This window comes from Caballeronia sp. J97, from assembly GCF_905220305.1.
Classification (GTDB): Bacteria; Pseudomonadota; Gammaproteobacteria; order Burkholderiales; family Burkholderiaceae; genus Caballeronia.
On sequence record NZ_CAJMZL010000051.1, the window covers coordinates 18,989 to 35,606 of the forward strand.

Annotated in this window: 15 protein-coding genes and 1 pseudogene; 2 read left to right on the forward strand and 14 right to left on the reverse strand. The window is 61.7% G+C overall.

All coding sequences use genetic code 11. The features are described 5' to 3' along the window. The first annotated feature begins 2 nt into the window (after nucleotides 1–2). On the forward strand, nucleotides 3–785 hold the full coding sequence (locus tag U4Y90_RS34405; RefSeq protein ID WP_321801433.1) for a substrate-binding domain-containing protein: 783 nt from the start codon (nucleotides 3–5) through the stop codon (nucleotides 783–785). Nucleotides 786–821: 36 nt separating this feature from the next. Here U4Y90_RS34405 and dctA read toward each other — a convergent pair whose 3' ends face one another. The 3 genes from dctA to U4Y90_RS34420 all read right to left on the reverse strand — a co-directional run bounded on the left by dctA (nucleotide 822) and on the right by U4Y90_RS34420 (nucleotide 5,077). Then, nucleotides 822–2,120 carry a C4-dicarboxylate transporter DctA gene (gene dctA / locus U4Y90_RS34410; RefSeq protein WP_321801434.1) on the reverse strand — a complete coding sequence of 433 codons (1,299 nt, stop codon included), beginning with the start codon at nucleotides 2,118–2,120 and terminating at the stop codon, nucleotides 822–824. Further along, complete coding sequence (locus tag U4Y90_RS34415; protein ID WP_321801450.1) at nucleotides 2,117–3,064, reverse strand: LysR family transcriptional regulator; 948 nt, start codon at nucleotides 3,062–3,064, stop codon at nucleotides 2,117–2,119. Before U4Y90_RS34415 ends, dctA begins: the two co-directional genes overlap by 4 nt. Before the next feature lie 390 nt (nucleotides 3,065–3,454). Beyond that, nucleotides 3,455–5,077, reverse strand: coding sequence for an ATP-binding protein (locus U4Y90_RS34420; RefSeq protein WP_321801435.1), 1,623 nt, complete (start codon nucleotides 5,075–5,077; stop codon nucleotides 3,455–3,457). Between the two features lie 162 nt (nucleotides 5,078–5,239). Between U4Y90_RS34420 and U4Y90_RS34425 the strand changes: the two genes are divergently transcribed. Then, nucleotides 5,240–6,898: a PAS domain-containing sensor histidine kinase gene (locus U4Y90_RS34425; RefSeq protein ID WP_321801436.1), complete on the forward strand. Its 1,659-nt coding sequence runs from the start codon at nucleotides 5,240–5,242 to the stop codon at nucleotides 6,896–6,898. Nucleotides 6,899–6,901: 3 nt separating this feature from the next. Here U4Y90_RS34425 and U4Y90_RS34430 read toward each other — a convergent pair whose 3' ends face one another. From U4Y90_RS34430 to U4Y90_RS34480, 11 genes and pseudogenes are all read right to left on the reverse strand, one after another. Continuing rightward, nucleotides 6,902–7,357 (reverse strand): response regulator, encoded by a 456-nt coding sequence (locus U4Y90_RS34430; RefSeq protein ID WP_321801437.1) that lies wholly within the window; start codon nucleotides 7,355–7,357, stop codon nucleotides 6,902–6,904. A 493-nt stretch (nucleotides 7,358–7,850) separates the two neighbouring features. Beyond that, the gene (locus tag U4Y90_RS34435) at nucleotides 7,851–8,450 is read right to left on the reverse strand and encodes a CHASE3 domain-containing protein (protein WP_321801438.1); all 600 of its coding nucleotides are present in this window, start codon (nucleotides 8,448–8,450) and stop codon (nucleotides 7,851–7,853) included. 60 nt (nucleotides 8,451–8,510) lie between these two features. Beyond that, a complete protein-coding gene (locus U4Y90_RS34440) occupies nucleotides 8,511–8,957 on the reverse strand; it encodes a DMT family transporter (RefSeq protein WP_321801440.1) in 447 nt (148 codons plus the stop codon). A gap of 24 nt (nucleotides 8,958–8,981) precedes the next feature. Beyond that, nucleotides 8,982–10,235: an arsenic transporter gene (locus tag U4Y90_RS34445; protein WP_321801442.1), complete on the reverse strand. Its 1,254-nt coding sequence runs from the start codon at nucleotides 10,233–10,235 to the stop codon at nucleotides 8,982–8,984. Between the two features lie 5 nt (nucleotides 10,236–10,240). After that, on the reverse strand, nucleotides 10,241–11,473 hold the full coding sequence (locus U4Y90_RS34450; RefSeq protein WP_321801443.1) for an MFS transporter: 1,233 nt from the start codon (nucleotides 11,471–11,473) through the stop codon (nucleotides 10,241–10,243). A 3-nt stretch (nucleotides 11,474–11,476) separates the two neighbouring features. Next, complete coding sequence (locus tag U4Y90_RS34455) at nucleotides 11,477–12,601, reverse strand: metallophosphoesterase family protein (protein ID WP_321801444.1); 1,125 nt, start codon at nucleotides 12,599–12,601, stop codon at nucleotides 11,477–11,479. 24 nt (nucleotides 12,602–12,625) lie between these two features. Further along, nucleotides 12,626–13,178, reverse strand: a pseudogene (locus U4Y90_RS34460) (hypothetical protein). A gap of 58 nt (nucleotides 13,179–13,236) precedes the next feature. Further along, complete coding sequence (locus U4Y90_RS34465) at nucleotides 13,237–14,034, reverse strand: hypothetical protein (protein WP_321801446.1); 798 nt, start codon at nucleotides 14,032–14,034, stop codon at nucleotides 13,237–13,239. Between the two features lie 181 nt (nucleotides 14,035–14,215). After that, entirely contained in the window at nucleotides 14,216–15,172 is a 957-nt protein-coding gene (locus U4Y90_RS34470) for a PDR/VanB family oxidoreductase (protein ID WP_321801447.1), read from the reverse strand. Nucleotides 15,173–15,182: 10 nt separating this feature from the next. Beyond that, nucleotides 15,183–16,331, reverse strand: a complete 1,149-nt coding sequence (locus U4Y90_RS34475; protein ID WP_321801448.1) for an aromatic ring-hydroxylating dioxygenase subunit alpha — start codon at nucleotides 16,329–16,331, stop codon at nucleotides 15,183–15,185. Nucleotides 16,332–16,334: 3 nt separating this feature from the next. Then, nucleotides 16,335–16,571 carry a hypothetical protein gene (locus U4Y90_RS34480; RefSeq protein ID WP_321801452.1) on the reverse strand — a complete coding sequence of 79 codons (237 nt, stop codon included), beginning with the start codon at nucleotides 16,569–16,571 and terminating at the stop codon, nucleotides 16,335–16,337. Nucleotides 16,572–16,618: the final 47 nt, after the last annotated feature.

The window sequence follows — 16,618 nt, forward strand, 5'->3', positions numbered from 1 at the left end:
CCATGAAAAACCTGTTTCTGAAAATGTGCGGTGTGGCGCTCGTCGCGGCTTCGGTCGCGTCGGCGAACGTGCGGGCCGCCGATCTGCATGTCATGAGTTCGGGCGGCTTCACCGCGGCGTACAAGCTGCTAGGCCCCAAATTCACCTCCGCGACCGGCAACACGCTCGATACGGCGCTCGGCCCCTCGATGGGCAAATCCCCCGAAGCCATTCCCAACCGGCTCGACCGGGGCGAGCCCGCCGACGCCGTCATCATGGTCGGCTATGCACTGGACGATCTGATCAGGCAGGGCAAGGTCGTGCCGGGATCGCGCGTGGAGCTGGCGGATTCGCGCATCGGCATGGTCGTGCGCGACGGCGCGGCCAGGCCCGACATCGGATCGGCCGAAGCGCTCAGGCAGACTTTGCTGCATGCGAAGTCGATCGCCTACTCGGACAGCGCGAGCGGCGTGTATATCGAACGCGAACTGTTCACGAAGCTCGGCATCGATGAGCAGGTCAAGCCGAAGGCGAAGATGATTCCGCGGATTCCCGTGGCGTCGGTCGTGGCGAACGGCGACTACGAAATCGGCTTTCAGCAGGTGAGCGAGTTGTTGCCGGTGAAGGGCGCGACCTTCGTGGGCAAGATTCCCGAGTCCCTGCAATCCGTCACGCGTTTCGCCGCAGGCATTCCGGTCGGTGCGCAGCATCCGAAGGAAGCGAAAGCCTTGCTCGACTACCTCGCTTCGCCCGACGTGCAGCCCGACGTGCGATCCACCGGGCTGGATTCCGTCACCGCGCATTGACGCGGCGGACCGGAAGCGTCGAACACCGCCTTCCGCTCAACCTCGCGCGTTCGCGGCCGGATCGTCGGCGTTGCGCGTCTGCGGCGCGTTCAGGACCTGCGCGAAACGCACACGGTCGCACGCGCCCTCCCACATCGAAACAAAGATCACCGCGCAGGCGTTGCTGATCACGCTCGTCAGCGCGCGCGCCTCGGACATGAACCGGTCGATGCCCACGAGCAGCGCCACGCCTGCAACCGGCAAATCGGGGATCACCGTCAGGGTTGCGACGAGCGCCACGAGCCCGCTCCCGGAAACGCCGGCCGCGCCCTTCGACGTGAGCAGCATGACTGCGAGCATCGTCGCGATTTGCGGGCCGGAAAGCGGCACATCGCACGCCTGCGCGATGAACACCGACGCCAGCGTCAGATAGATGGCCGTGCCATCGAGATTGAACGAGTATCCCGCAGGCAGCACGAGCCCGACGATTCCCCTGTCGCAACCGAGCGCCTCCAGTTTCCCGAGCAGGCGCGGCAGGACCGGCTCCGTCGACGAGGTCGCGAGGACGATCACCAGTTCCTCGCGCAAATAGCGCAACAGGCGCCAGAGCGCAAAGCCATGCAGTCGGGCAAGCGGCGCCAGCACGAGCACGACAAAACACGCGCACGCCACATAGAACGACACCATCAGCATGCCGAGCGAGCCGACGGAGCGTATGCCGAAGCGACCCACGGTGAACGCCATCGCGCCGAACGCGCCGATCGGGGCGAGTCGCATGATCATCGCGAGGATGCGAAAAAGCGTTTGCGCGATGCCGTCGATGAACGCGAGCACCGGCCTTCCCGCGCGCGGATGCGCGTTCAGCGCGAAGCCGAACAGCAGCGAAAGCAACAGGACCGGAAGCACCTCGCCCTTCTCGAAGGCTCCGAGCATCGTCTCCGGTATCACGCCGAGCGCGAATTCCACGAGCCCATGCGGTTGCGAAGGCCTGACGAATTGCGAGAGGACGCTCATGTCGAGCCGATGCACGTCGATATGCATGCCTGCGCCGGGACGCAGCACGTAGACGGTCACGAGTCCGGCCGTGAGTGCGAGGGCCGTCAGAAAGTAGAAGAGCGCCAGGGCTTTCAGGATCGTGCGCCCGATGGTCGTGCCGCTCGCGAGCGACGTGATGCCCGAGACGATCGTGCAGAAGACGATCGGTGCGATCATCATCCGCACCAGGCCGATGAACGCATCGCTCAGCGGCTTGAGCATGGCGCCCGCCTGCGGCCAGAGATGGCCGATCGTCATGCCGAGCGCCATGGCCAGCAAGACCTGCACATAGAGCAGCCGAAGCGGCGACGCCCTTCTCACGCGGAGTTCCTCTTGTTCTTTGCTCGTGCTTCAGGGTCGTCGTTGCCGCCGCCGCGTTTCAGATCGATGATCGTGCGATAAAACTGTTCCGCGGCCGGCGTGAGCGGCCGGCCGCGCCGCCGCACGATGCCCACGCGCCGCTTCACGACCGGATCGACCAGCGGCACGCTCGTAAGGACCGGATGATCGCGCACGGGCATGGCCATCGAAGGAACTGCCGCGACCCCGAGACCCGCTTCGATCAGCCCGAGCATGGTCGTGACATGACGCGTCTCGCATACGCTCGGCGCACGCGGCGCAACAGCAGAGAGCGCCTGATCGAGCAATAGGCGATTCCCCGAGGTCTTGTCGACGGACACATATTCGTGCTCATAGAGTTCATTCCAGGTGACTCGCTTTTTACGGGCAAGTGGATGATCGCGGCGGCATGCGGCGACGAAGCGCTCCTGCAACAGCACCTTGAACTCGACCTCGGACTCCTGGCTGCCGAGGAAGCTCACGCCGAAATCCGCTTCACCGCTAATGACGGAACTGAGCACTTCGTTGGCGCTGGAATCCAGCAGCTTGACCCTGATGCGTGGAAACCGGCGATGATAGCTCGCGACCGCATTCGGCAGAAAATAGTAGGCAACCGAGGGCACGCAGGCGATGGTCACATGGCCCAGCCGGCTCGACGAGACATCGCGGATGCCGAGCAGCGCGACATCGAGATCGTCAAGCAATTGCTCCGCGCTCGGCGCGAACACGCGGCCTACTGTAGTGAGCGCGACGCTGCGCGTCGTGCGTTCGAAGAGGCGTACACCCAGCGCAGCCTCGAGCTTGTCGATACGGCGACTCAATGCCGGCTGCGAAATGTTGACCGCTTCGGCGGCCTTGCGGAAGCTACCGAGCTCCACGACGGCTCGAAACGCCTGTAAATCATTCAAGTCGAAGTTGACGCCCACGAGTTGCCTCCGCATTCCAGGTTCGAGTATTTTGCATGATGCGGACAGACGCATCTAGCCGGGGCCACATCGAAATCTTCTTCGCGCGCGGCTCGAATCCGAAGCGCTTCGTCGCGGTCTGCCCCAGACGAGCGGCGTCGATATTTGTCAAACGCGATATCCGCGACGCGGCAGCCAAGAGTCGTGGGGGAAACTCGATGCGCGGGCGGCCGATTCATTGGTCGTCTCGAATGAGACAGACGTGCTTCCGCTTCACGAAAAGCCGCCTGGCGATGACTCATCGCGTCCGCTTGCGCGACTTCGCAAATCCATAAGTCTTCCACATTCGATGTCGGAAGATGGAATGGATTGCTAATTATGAACCGTTGGTAATGAGATCGATGATGACGCTCAGGTTTTCGAAGCCCCCTGACTCCGAGCGCGTTCAAGAAGCGCATCGAGTTTCCGAAGATCGATCGGCTTCGAGAAATGTTCGTCGAAGCCAGCGTCTCGAGCCAGTTGCTTATCCGCCCAACTGCCGTACCCCGTGATCGCCACATATACCGTAGACTGCGCGCCGGGAACCGAGCGCAATAGCCGCACGAGCCCATAACCATTGATGCCGGGCAAGCCGATATCACTCAGCACGATATCCGGTTGACGCTCCGAAACGAGCCTTATCGCCTCCTCCGAGTGATAAGCAACGCGCACGCGATGACCGGCAATCTGACAGTACAGGGCCATTGCATCCGCCGTGTCGACGTTGTCATCGATGACGAGAATATCGAGGTCTGCGCCCTTGTCGCTCACATGAGGATCATCAACCGGGCCCGGTTCAGGCTGGCTCGCGGCCTGGAGGACCAGAACAAATTCACTACCCTGCCCCAACCCCGCGCTGGAAACGCGGAGAGATCCTCCATGCCATTCCGCGAGTCGTCGTGCAAACGGCAAACCGAGTCCGATACCACCGCTCGCGCGATCCAACGGACGATGGGACTGGCCAAACACCTGAAAGATCTCGTCGAAATCCTGCGGGGAGATGCCGACACCGTTGTCTTTCACTGAGATGCTTACCTGCGTGGCGTCGCCCTCCACGGTTATCTCGATTTCGCCGCGCTCAGGCGTGTACTTGGCCGCATTGCTGATGAGGTGCATCAGAATGAGGGGGCACTGCACGCGATCGGCCAGTGCGACGGGTTGATTCATGACCGAGCGAGTGAGACTGTGATGACGTTGGGCGATCAGCTCCTCGGTCATCTCGATGGCCCGGTCGATCAGTTCATTGACGCGAACGGGCTCGAGGTGGAGTTCTATCATTCCGAGGGCGACCATCGAACTCGACAATAAGTCTTCGACGATCTGGCTCATGTGTCGTACGTGTCGGCCGATCAACTCCCTCGCCCACTCTCGCTGATGGGGGGCAATGCCGCGTCGGTCCAATAGTTCGACCGCGGTCAGGATGGGCGACAGCGGCGCCCTGAGTTCATGGGCCAGCATCGCCAGAAACTGATCGCGGTTGCGCTGGGATTGCTGAATCATTTCATGCTTTTCGAGCGACTGGGCCAATAGCAAGGTGACCTGTTCGCCGAGCATGCGCAAGGAAGCGAGATCCCGCTCTTTCGGCCGATGACCGACGCTATCCTTGACACAGAGCGTGCCGAGCACGAACCCATCCGCCGATCGCAAGACAAACGCCATGTAGAAAGCGACTTTCGTTTCGCCAATGACCTCCGAATGATTCTTGATTTGCGGGTAGCGGGACGCGTCGAGAATAATGACTTCGTCCGTCTCGCGCATATTTTCAAGGGCATATGCGCAAAGCGATTCCGAATGCGGTCGATCCTCACGCGCGGCGCCCCATGCCGACTTACACCAGGAGCGTGCGCCGTCCACGAAGTTGATGAACGCACGCGGCATCCGAAGCACGTGAGCCGTCATCCGCGTGAGCGCGTCAAAATGGGGCTCTACCGGCGTATCAAGGATGCGCAGGTTGGCCAGACAACTCAGACGAGCAGGGTCGGCAAGCACGCTCATGGCGAAGAATCTGAACTGATTAACTTTTCGACAGCAACGATTGTTCCCTGACATCGCCGAGCCTCGGTGTTCGAACGAATCCGTCGCACAATCTCTTCGATGAGATAATCTTGAAGTGAGGAGCGGAACCGGATCCGCTCGCGTCGCCGCTGCCCGTGCTCGATGGAAGCAAAAATTACTCGCACCCCTACCGACATAGTTGATCCCGGCTATCTGTTTGCTCAGTTAGCCGACGCCTACCTCGTGTTCAACGCAGATGGGATCGCTGTGTTCGCCAATCAGACGTATCTCCGTCTGTTTGATCGCTTGCCGGAAGACGTGATCGGTCAAGCGATCCATCTGCTACCTGAATTTGTGGCGCTCGCAAAGGCGCCGTATGGAAGCACTTGGCTGACCGAGATCTCCGGAAATCTGGAAGTCGGCCAAGCGCGCTCGACCAGGTATTTCCGTTTCGATCTTCCGCCGATTGGAAAGGACAAACCGCGCCGTCGCTTCTGGAAATTCAAAGCCAGCCGCGTTCTGGAGAATCCGGGCAATGTCGGAACGGATCGGACCTTCCTGGTCGTCCGGGTGAGCGATGTGACGGCACGCGCGGAAGCTGAAACCGTCGCGCAACGGGAAAAGGCACGGCTTCGCTCGCAAGCCCAGTTGCGTCAGATCGTGGCGGACGAGACGGCGGCCCGGTTGCGAACCCAACAAGAAGAGTTCGCAGTCGCGCTCGCATTCGCGAAAGTCGGCGCCTGGGAACTGGATCCTCAAACGGGGCAGATCACCTGCACCGAACAATGCAAAATCAATCTCGGCCTGACGGCGAGCGACGCACTCTCCGAGCAACGGCTGTTTACCGAATTGATTGCTCCCGAATTCAGAGAAGAAGCACGGGCGCGTATGGAGCGCGCGCTTGCCGAACGGCGGCATTTCGAGACCGAGTATCAGGTCACTTCTTTTTACCCTGAGCAGCGCTGGCTCCTCGTGCGGGGCCAAGGGCAGTTCGACGAAAACGGCACGTTAAGGGCGATACTTGGCTTTACGATCGACATCACCGCGCGCAAACGTACCGAGCTGGAACAGCGGCAACAAACTATCGTCGAACGCGAGGCACGTGAAGAGAGCGACCGGTACGCGCTGGCGATGGACCATTTCGTCAGTGCGGTGACACATGAGCTCAGGTCGCCGCTCAGCGCGATCACGTCATGGGCGGATCTTCTGGCCCGTACCCGCGATGTCGCCCATCTCGACCAGGCGGCAGCCGCGCTCCAGCGCAATGCACGGCAGCTTGGCCTGATGGTCGACGATTTACTCGACACCGGCGCAATCGTGTCCGGCAAGCTCTCGGTCAACCGCGCTCCCGTTGCCTTCGAAGCCTTGATCAGCGAAGTTCTGAGCGACCTGAAGTGGGAGGCGCAGCGCAAGAGCATCGATATCGTCAGTGAACTCGAACCGTGCGGGGTGACGGGCGACGAAGCGCGACTCAAACAGATCGTCTGGAACCTGCTATCCAATGCGATAAAATTCACGCAGAAAGGCACGATCACGATCGCGCTTCAGAGCGACGACGGCCAAGCCGTGCTCAGGGTTCAAGACACGGGATGTGGAATCGAGGCCAGCGCGCTGCCCCGGGTATTCGATCGATTCGAACAAGTTCGCAGCGATGTTGCGGGCCGCATCGGCGGACTGGGCCTGGGACTCTGGCTGGTGAAAAACCTCGTAAGCATGCACGGCGGGACGGTCGATGTTGAAAGCGAAGGCCCCGGACACGGTTGCGTATTCCGCGTCTCGCTTCCGCTGCGAGCTTCCGGCGAGCTATCTAATGTCGCTTAGCGATCAGTCTAGCGTCGACGGGCCTCGAGGGCGTCCTTCGTTGAGCACGGCCCAGAAGCCGCCGACATCTCGAATCGCGTCCATAAAGTCGTTGAACTTGACCGGCTTTACAACGTAGGCGTTAACACCCAGATCGTAGCTCTTGGCAAGATCGGTTTCCTCCCGGGAAGAGGTGAGCATTACGATCGGGATGTGGCGTAGCTCATCGTCGCTCTTGATGCTTTTCAGCACATCGTGGCCATCGAGTCGCGGCAGCTTTTTATCGAGAAGAACGACAACAGGATGTTCATCCTTTCGTGAACTCCACTGACCTTCGAGGCGCAAGTATTCGAGCGCCTCGACGCCATCTCTCACCACGTCGACCGGATTAGCCACCTTCGCCTTTTCTAACGCGATCAGTGTGAGTTCGATGTCGTTGTCGTTATCTTCAACGAGAAGGATCGGTCTTAATTCCGTCATATCTCTTGCCTTTCGAAGTTCCACTATCTCTCTGAATGCTTTGAACCCATGCTTTCGCCCGCTGACGCAAGACGCGCAAACGCGGCAACTGCTGTCTGGTTCCTGGCGCCGGCCTCGGGCTTGAACTTCGCCGGAACTGCAAATGAGACCGATGCGCCCTCGCCCACCCTATCCTCGGCTTGAACGACGACGACCGCGAACAGACCGCTGCTCAAGCGCTTGTTACCGATCGGCTTGATCGCACCGCGCAAGACGGAGCACTTTCGACCGATCGTTGTTGGAGGCGCAGGCTTCGTTCGGTAATGCCGCAGAGTTAGAGACAACATCGGACATGGCATTTTCCACTTGCAGTGGAGAAATTTTGCCACATTACGCATTGGGGATTCGCATGCGAGTCGACAAGGCTTAGTTTAAAAGATGGATGTGCGTGTCAAGGAATCCGTGTGCTGTCGCGCACCACGTTCCTGGATCGCGCTTGAAAAGCGTGTGCGCGCTAACCGTTTTTCAAGCGGCGTTTTGCCATAAACGAGAGTCCCACCCGCGCGAAAATCGAGAGGACCGCAAGCGCGATAGTGACTACAAGCATCTTTCGCTCAGTGCGTGCCGCGCGCAAGGAGCGCTCGATCAACAGGCCGGTTTCTGCCTGACGCATCTGAGCGATCAGCATTCGTATCCGATCCATGTGCTCGCGACCCACGTTGCTCGAGACGATTTTGCGCGCGGCTTCGGCGCCCTGCTGATCAAGCACGTCGAGCGTACTGGAAAGCTCGTTCAGCTTTTGTCTCAACGCCTGTTCGAGCGCGTCGACACGTGCAAGTTGAATCGGGCTGTCAGTCACCAGTTGCCGGAGTTGCATCGGTTGCGTCTTGACCGCCTTGATCGCCTGCACGTATGGCTTCAGATAGGTCGGGTTTCTCGTGAGGATATACCCGCGCTGCCCTGTCTCAGCATCGGTTATAAGCTGCAGCGTGGTTTCCAGGGCCGCCATCACTTGGTAGGTATGTTCGATCAGATCGCGCTGCGCGAGCAGGATTCGGTGATACCCAAATGACGTCGCGGCCGCGAGCATCATCAGGGCGACAAGCGGCAACACTCGCCAATCGAATGGCTCGCGATAAAGCCGCTTACCTCGCCACGGGTACATGACGGTCGTTCAAAAGCGCATGACGAGCGCCACACCCATGACCATCAACAGCGTGCCGAGAAAGCGGACCCAACTGATCGGATGTTCCGGCACGCCGATGAACCCGAAGTGATCGATCGCGACCGATGCAACCAGGTTCGCGCAGATGGTGAGGCCGTTGAGCGTGCCGACGCCCACCTTCTGCACGAGCGTCAGCCCGGCGAAGACCGCCACCGCCCCGACGATTCCCCCGAGCGGGGCCCACCATTTCATGCCGCGCAGTTGGTCGAGCGTCGGCAGCGGAGTCGGCTGCATCCAGAACAGAGCGATGGCAAGGAATGTCACCAGCAGGAACGACACAGCCGAGGCGAGCCACGGATTGACGAGCGCGCCCTTGAGCTCACCGTTGATCGGCGCGCCGGCGGCCTGAAGGATGCCGCCGGCGATAATGAATGGATAGATCCACGCGTTGCTCATTTCTTCCGTCTCCTTTCTCGGGCGTCAATGGCCCGTCAGAAGCCGCGCGCCGAGCGCCAGCACGAGCGCAGGCAGCATGACGGCCAGGCCGATCCTGAAGAACTGCATGAAGCCGACTTCCTCGCCTTCGCGCCGGATCGACGAGAGCCAGAGAATCGTCGCGAGCGACCCGGTGATCGAGAGGTTCGGGCCTAAATCCACGCCGATCAGCAAGGTGTCGATGACATGCTCCGGACTGTGCGCCTGCAACGCGGTCGCGCTCGCGATCAGCCCGGCGGGCAGGTTGTTGACGGCGTTGCTTCCCAGCGCGATAACGACACCGGACCCGGCCGCCGTCATCGCCTCGTCATGCTGCGTCGCCGTGGCGAGCAGAGACGAGAGTTGCCTGATGACGCCCGTGTGATCGAGCATCTCGACCAGCACGAAAAGCCCGGCGACGAGCGGCAGCACGCTCCATGAAATTTCGCTGACGAGTTCGAGCGGCGACCGGCGTTCCTTCACCAGCACGACCAGCGCGGTGAGCACGCCGAGCACGGCCGTGGGCATGCCCAATTGCATGTCGAAAGCAGATACGACAAGCAACGCGATCGCGGTCACGCCGATGCCCGCGAGGGTCACCTTGCCGTTCGCACTCAGTCTCTCCACGGGCAGGCCGCGCGCGCAGGTTCCGCTCAGGTCCGCGCGCTGCGTCCAGCGCAGCATTGCGAAGGTCGCGACGATCGACAACACCGAAGGCAACGCAAACCGCGCCACCCACGACGCGAGCGGCGGCGTGTGGTTCGCATACAGCACGAGGTTGGCGGGATTGGAGATCGGCAGGACGAAGCTCGCCGCATTGGCGATGAACGCGCACACATAGAGCAGCGGCAGCGGCTTCGTTTCGGCCTTTTTCGCTGCGGCGAATACGGCGGGCGTCAGCACGACGGCGGCGGCATCGTTCGACAGGAACGTGGTCACGACGACGCCCACGCCATACACGAGCAGGAAGAGCCTGCGCGGCGAGCCTTGCGCGTAATTCACGGCGAGCACCGCGATCCAGTCGAACAGCCCTTCCCGGCGGCCAAGCTCCGAGAGCAGCATCATGCCGATCAGAAACAGATAGACATCCGCGCCCTTCCCGACCGCCTGCCAAGCGAGGTGCGCGGGCAGCAGCCCGAGCGCCACGAGCACGACCGCGCCCGCGACGGCCCAGATCGCTTCGGGCCAGCGAAACGGACGCAGGATGACGCCGGCAGTGGCGGCGAGCGCAATGCCCCATGAGAGAAAAATCGGATTCACGCTATTCAGGTTGCAAGTGGAGTGTCGTGAGCGACGTCACGATGAAGGCCGCACGCTTTTTTGAGCGCGGCGCCGAAGAACAGCCATAGCGCGAGCGAGCCGGTCGATACGGCGCCCAGCACGAGAAACGCCGTCGCGTAACCGAAACGCTGCGCCAGCACGCCGCCCAGGGCGGGACTCAGCGCGGCGCCGATCCCTTGCACGGTCATGACGACGCCCTGCCCTACGTTGACCCGTCCCGTCCCTTGCAGCAATCGCACTACCAGCGCGGGCACCGCGACACTCTGAAGACCCGCGCCGATGCCATCGAGCGCCTGCACCGGCCACACGCCCCACGCGGTGATGAACATCGCGGCGACCAGTCCCCGCAGCGGAAGCGCCAGAAACGTGATGAGAATCACGCCCCAGTAGCCGATGCGCTGAATCAGCCGGTTCGCGAAGCACGCCGCGACGACCATCACGAGTTGAGCGACCACTATCGTCTGCGCGGTAAAGGCGCTGGGATTGCCCTGATGCGCGGCGACCACCGCGAGCCCGTAAAGCGGCAGCATCGCCGCGTTGCCCAGATGGAACATGGCGAGCGACGCCGCGAGCAGCAGCAACGGTCGGCAGGTCAACAGCACGCGAAAGCCGCTCGCATGTTCGTGTTCGGCGCTCGGTGACGTGCCGAGACCGCGGGCGCTATCGTGATCGATCGCATCGCGCCGGATGAGCAAGGTCGAGACGACTGTCAGGATGCCGAACACTCCGGCGAGCACGAACACCGCGCCGAATCCGTAACGCCACCCCAGCCAGCCCGATAGCGCCGCGCCCACTACGTTCCCCGCGTGATTGGCCACCTGATTGCGGCCGAACTGCCGGTCGAAGCCTTTTTCGCGAACGATGCCGAGCGTCACGCCGGCGACCGCCGGTCCAAGCGCCGCGCCCGTAACGGCCGTGAAAATCTGCGATGCGGCGACCATCCAGTAGCCGTGCGACACCCACAGCACGAGCGATGCGAGCGTCGTCATTACGCCCGCGATGACGATGATCGCGCGCTTGTGATGCGTCGCATCGACCAGCGCGCCCGCCGGGGACGTCGCGAGCATGCCGGCGATGCCGCCCAGCGTCATGACTGTTCCGATCGCTTCCGGATGCCAGCCCTGCGCCTGCAGGAAGACGCCGAGAAACGGACCGATGCCGGCCTGCACGTCGGCCATGAAAAAGTTCAGCCCTTCGAGCGCGTATTGAGGGTTCATGGTTCACCAGTGGCGTCCATTCTTGTTGGGCCCGAGCTGCGAGCCGAAGATGCCGTGCTCCGGCCATGCTTGCACCGCGTGCGCGTCGGTTCCGAGCGCGACGTGTTCCCCGACATGCTTAAGCGCGCGGTCATCCGCGCTGGCCGCGGCGAGCGCAATCGAATCCTCGCCGCGCCGACCGTCGGCCGTATGGGCGATAACGGTCAGCGTCATGCGATAGCTCGCGGCAACCGCTGGCAACGGCGCCTCCCAAATGCCTGCTTCATCGGCGCTCGGCGAAAACGCAATCGGCATGCCGTCCAGATCGCCGGTGACGGACGCGACATCGTCGTTGGAAACGAACGCGCGGACCCGGCTCCCGCCTGCCTCGCCCGAAGCGGATCGGCTGCGTCGCAGGCGCCAGTCGGACGGCCGCGTAATCATGACGAACGGCCACGCGGCATCGTGTGGATGAAACTTCCAGCTCACGACGCCGCCATCGACCGCGGTCACCGAAAAGCCCGGGCGTCCCTCGTCTTCCTCGATTTGCCCGGTCGAGCGCGTGGCGGCGTAGATCACCCATCCGTCGTTGAGCAGCTCGTTGTAGTGCGTGTGACCGGTATCGACGATCGCGACGTCGGCCCGCGCGAAGGCGTAGGCGAGCGAGTGCCCGTCGTGGATATCGCCCGGATACGCATGCATGAACACCACTGGCGGCGCGGCATCGGCCGCGGACAGTTCGAGTTGCGTGTCGAGCCACTGGCGATCCGGCGTCGAGAGCCGGAAATCGGGGCCGCCATGTCCCGCCGATACGACATCGAGAAAGACGCATCGGTGACCCTTCACGATGTGCGCGGCCGGCAGGGTCGAGTTCGTGAAGGCATTGAACGCGTCCAGCTCACCCGGCTCGAAGTCGTGATCGCCCGGGATCGCGTAGAGCGGCAATTGCAATCCCGACAGCGCGGCCAGGATGCGCCGATATTGCTCGGTCGTGCCGTTGTTGGCGTTGTCGCCTGGCAGAAAGGCGAAGTCGACACGATCGGAAAAGTGGCGATTGACTGCCTGAACCATCGACTGGAGATGGTTCAGGCTTGCGTAGCCGTCGTCGGGCGAGGCGTGAAGGTCCCCGAAGTGCACCCAGCTCAGCATGGCATGTGCTCCCCGTGCGAGGGTTCAGGCCGCCGCGCTCGCGTCGACCAGATGCGCGATTTCATCGACATCGATGGTCCGCCCGTGCCTGTTCCGGATGCCGTGCCCCCAATGCATGGACGTGCGCGCCCGGCGTCAGGTATTCGGCCAGCTCGGTCGCCGCGTGAGGCGGCATGCGCAGAGACGTGCCATCGTCCAGCAAGGCGCCGCGCAGCTCGCCCTTCGGGCCGAAGAGCGACAGCACCACTTCGCCGGATGCGTCCATCGCCTTGCGTTCGACATGCGGCCTGTGATGCTTCTCGCCGCCATGATGCGGACCTTCGTCGAGAATCAGCACGCCGCTCTTCGTGGTGAGCGACACCGCCGCGATCATGTCCGCGCGACGCGGCTTGACGCCACGGACGCGGATCTCGTCGCCCGGCGAAACGTGACGCGCGATTTGCTTCGACAGATGCGGCGGAAAATGCACCTGGCGCGAACCGAGTACGACGCCGTCCAGTTCGCCGTGCGGGTTCAACAGAAAGCGCGTGACCTTGCCGCGTGTTTCCGGAAGGCTGTCGGGGTCGATCCAATGCATGAGGCTTCTCCTGAATTCGTGAATGAGTGTTTGAACGGTCCTTGAGACCGGCGCGAGTTCAGGGCGCGGGCGGAAAGCGTTCGTAGATCTGGGTCAGTTTGCCCGGCGAGCCGAACGAGGTCGCCTGGAACGCGGTGCCGTACTGATTGCGTGTGCCATAGCCCAGCGCCGACACCGTCGCGCCGGTTCGCATCAGCGCCGGAAATTGCTGCGCGACGGGCGGCGTGAGCTTGATCACCGTGCCGTCCGACAGGATCACGCCGTCCGGCTCGCCGCGCGGCGCGGTCGTGACATGTGCGACGCGCCCCTGCGCGCTCAGGCGCGATAATCCCGCGCCGCGGAGTTCGCGCGGCAAAGGGCGCGCGCCCGGCAACGGCGGCTGATCGACCACTTGCTGCGCGCTTCGCTTGTCGGTGATGCGCTGGGCCGTCAACGCGCCGCCGGCATCGCGCCAGCCGCTCACCAGCACGTCATCGCCGGCACGGACCGTCGAGGTGAGCTGCGTGCTCATGTGCGGCGGGAATCTCACCAGCCTGCCGTCGCTGGTTAAAAAGCCGTCCACGTCGCCGTCCGGGTTGGTGAGAAAGCGCGCTACGGTCACCTCTGCGGTCGTGGCTTCGCCGTCGGCGGCCACACCGCCCGGCGGCGGCGGCGCCGGTGGAACCGCGCCCATCGGCGGCGAAGGCGGTGGCGGCGGTGCGGCATCTCCAGCGACGGGCGCCGGCGCCAGCGCTGGTGCGGCTTCGGGCTGGGCTTGCGCCGCGCATCCGACGCTCATCGCGAGCACGGCGGCGAGGCTCGTCGCGCTCACGAGACGAGCGCGGATTGTCTGGCTGAAGTAACGAGGCGATTGCATGATTCACTCCTTCCACGTGGCGCGGAGTGTTCTGCAAGGGCCATGCCATTTCGGAAACGCCCGCGCGACCGGGCCGAGCGCTGATCCGACAGCGCCGAGGTGTCAAGCAAGCGGACAGCGTGCGTCCGGTTGCTTGACACCTTCCAGAAGGAAGAATCGTTTCAAACGAAAGCCCGACGACTCAGCAATCGAGGACCAGACGACCCCGCTTGCAACCGGAGACACACACCATCATCGACTTGCCGCTCTTTCGTTCGTCCTCGCTCAGGACACTGTCTCGGTGATCGATTTCCCCTTCAAGGACAGTCATCTCGCAGGTGCCGCAAAATCCCTGTTGGCAGTTGAAGGGGGCGTCGATACCCGCCGCAATCAGTGCATCGAGTAGACGGGCGCCAGGCTCCACATGGATGGTTTTCCCACTTCGCGCAAGCTGAACCTCATAACCCGGCACGCCCTCGCCTTCGGGAACGACGGGAGCCGCGGAAAATCGCTCAATATGGGCATGACGATAGCCATGCTTGGTGCACGTCTGCTCGAATGCGCTCAACATCGGTGATGGGCCGCAACAGTAGTAGCGCGTATCGGCACCGCGTCCAGCAATGAATGCGTCCAGATCTGGCGGACCGCTCTTTTCAACATCGAAATGCAGTGTGAGCGGGATGCCAAGTGCCTGAATCGGTCGGAGCCACGCAGCATGTTCCCGTGAACGGCAGCTATAAAGCATCTCGACGTGCTTGCCGAGAAACGCGAGCCGTTGCGCCATGCTGTAGATCGCCGTGATACCAATGCCGCCCGCAATGAGGACGAACACATCTCCGGTCTCGTCCAGCGGAAAGTTGTTGCGTGGAGGCGTAATGGTCAGATGGTCTCCGATGCGCAACTGTTCGTGAATGAATGCGGAGCCACCCCGGCTTTCACGCGCGCGTAACACGCCGAGCACATAGCGTTGATTGTTATCCGATGAATTCACAAGCGAGTAACTGCGCACAATCCCGTTAGGCAGATCCAGGCAGATGTGTGCGCCAGCATCGAACGCTGGCAGGCTATCGGAATCAGCAGAACGCAGTTCAATGCTCAGCGTGTCGCTTGCTTCGAGCGTCAGCTTGTCGACTACGACATTGAGAGTGGCGGGATGCATATTTTCACTTTCAAATGCAGATACGACGTGCGACGTAGCTATAAAAATCGCGCAAGGTGCCCTCCAGGTCTTCCGGTGCGAGGGGGCCTGGTGTGTAAAAGCTGGAACTCAATCCTATCTGCAGTCTTTCCAGCTTCACCTTGTCTTCGGCATTGAACGCATCGGCGAACGCGACATATTCTTTCACGCTTTCCTCGCTCGGCGACTTCTCATAACCGGCGATACCCCAGCGGATCGCCACACTGCCTGACGACGCCGGCCGCAGGAGCAGGTAGATGGTCTGATGAGGCATATACGTGACGACCAGATTCGGAAAGACACTGAAAATAAGGCTATGCCGGCGCTCTGCTTCAGTCAGATCGGGGTGGAACGGTTCGCGCTGAGGTGATTCAGGCGTGTAGTGCGATTTATACGCCGAGAAATAGCCGTTGCCAGTAACGTGCTCGCTAAGCTCACTCGGCGAGCGCGGACGGAGTGTGGTTGGATGCGTTGCGTTCAGGTGATAGCCTTCCATGAAATTCTCGGCAAGGCATTTCCAGTTGGTTTGCCACACTTCTTCCCGTGTGTAATAGAGTTCCTGCTCTTCGTGATGGTAATTGCGAATGAGCGGTTCAAGCGGTTCGAGGGACTGCTTGAGCGGCGCAGCGGTACCATCCAGATTGACAAAAATGAAGTTTTGCCAGACGGTCGTCGCAATAGTTGGCAACGCACACTTGGCCGTATCGAGCGCTTTGACCTCCTGCATGAGCGGTGCGCGCTTGAGCTTTCCCTCGAGGTCATAGCTCCACGCATGATAGCCGCAGACGTGCGCTCGAGCATTGCCGCGACCGGTCGCGACAAGATTGCCGCGGTGCCTGCAGACATTCGAAAGAACGCGAATTTCCCCCTGCGAGGTACGCTGCACGAGAAGCGGTTCACCGACCATTTCCGTGGTGAAGTAATCGCCATTGTTGGGGATTTCGCCTACGTGTCCCACACATGCCCAGCCGCTTCGAAAAACTCGATCCTTCTCCAACTTGGCAAAGGTGTCGGATGTGTAGAATGCGCCGGGCATGGAAAAGACAGCACGTGCCCGAGCGGATACTAACGACGAAAGCGTTTGAAGCAACTCATCATCATGTTGCGGATTGGTCGTTGTGGCATTGACGAACGTGGACATGAACTAGACTCCTGGTTGCATTTCGGCGTTAGTTGACCTTGCAGCAAGCCAATGGTGGACAAAAGAACGGACGTGGGCATGATCCGCAAGGAATAAGCGAGCATGAATAGCGGTGTGTCTCACTGGCCACTGCGCGAGGCAGTCGCGAATGAACTCGATCAGCGCGAGATTCGAATCGCGGCTGACCGTCTCGAAGCCGATCAGCCGTTCGAGCAGATCGCGGCTCGTCATCTCACTCATCGCCCGGCACTCCATAGCTCGGCGCGGCGGTCGGGTTCAATGCGCGA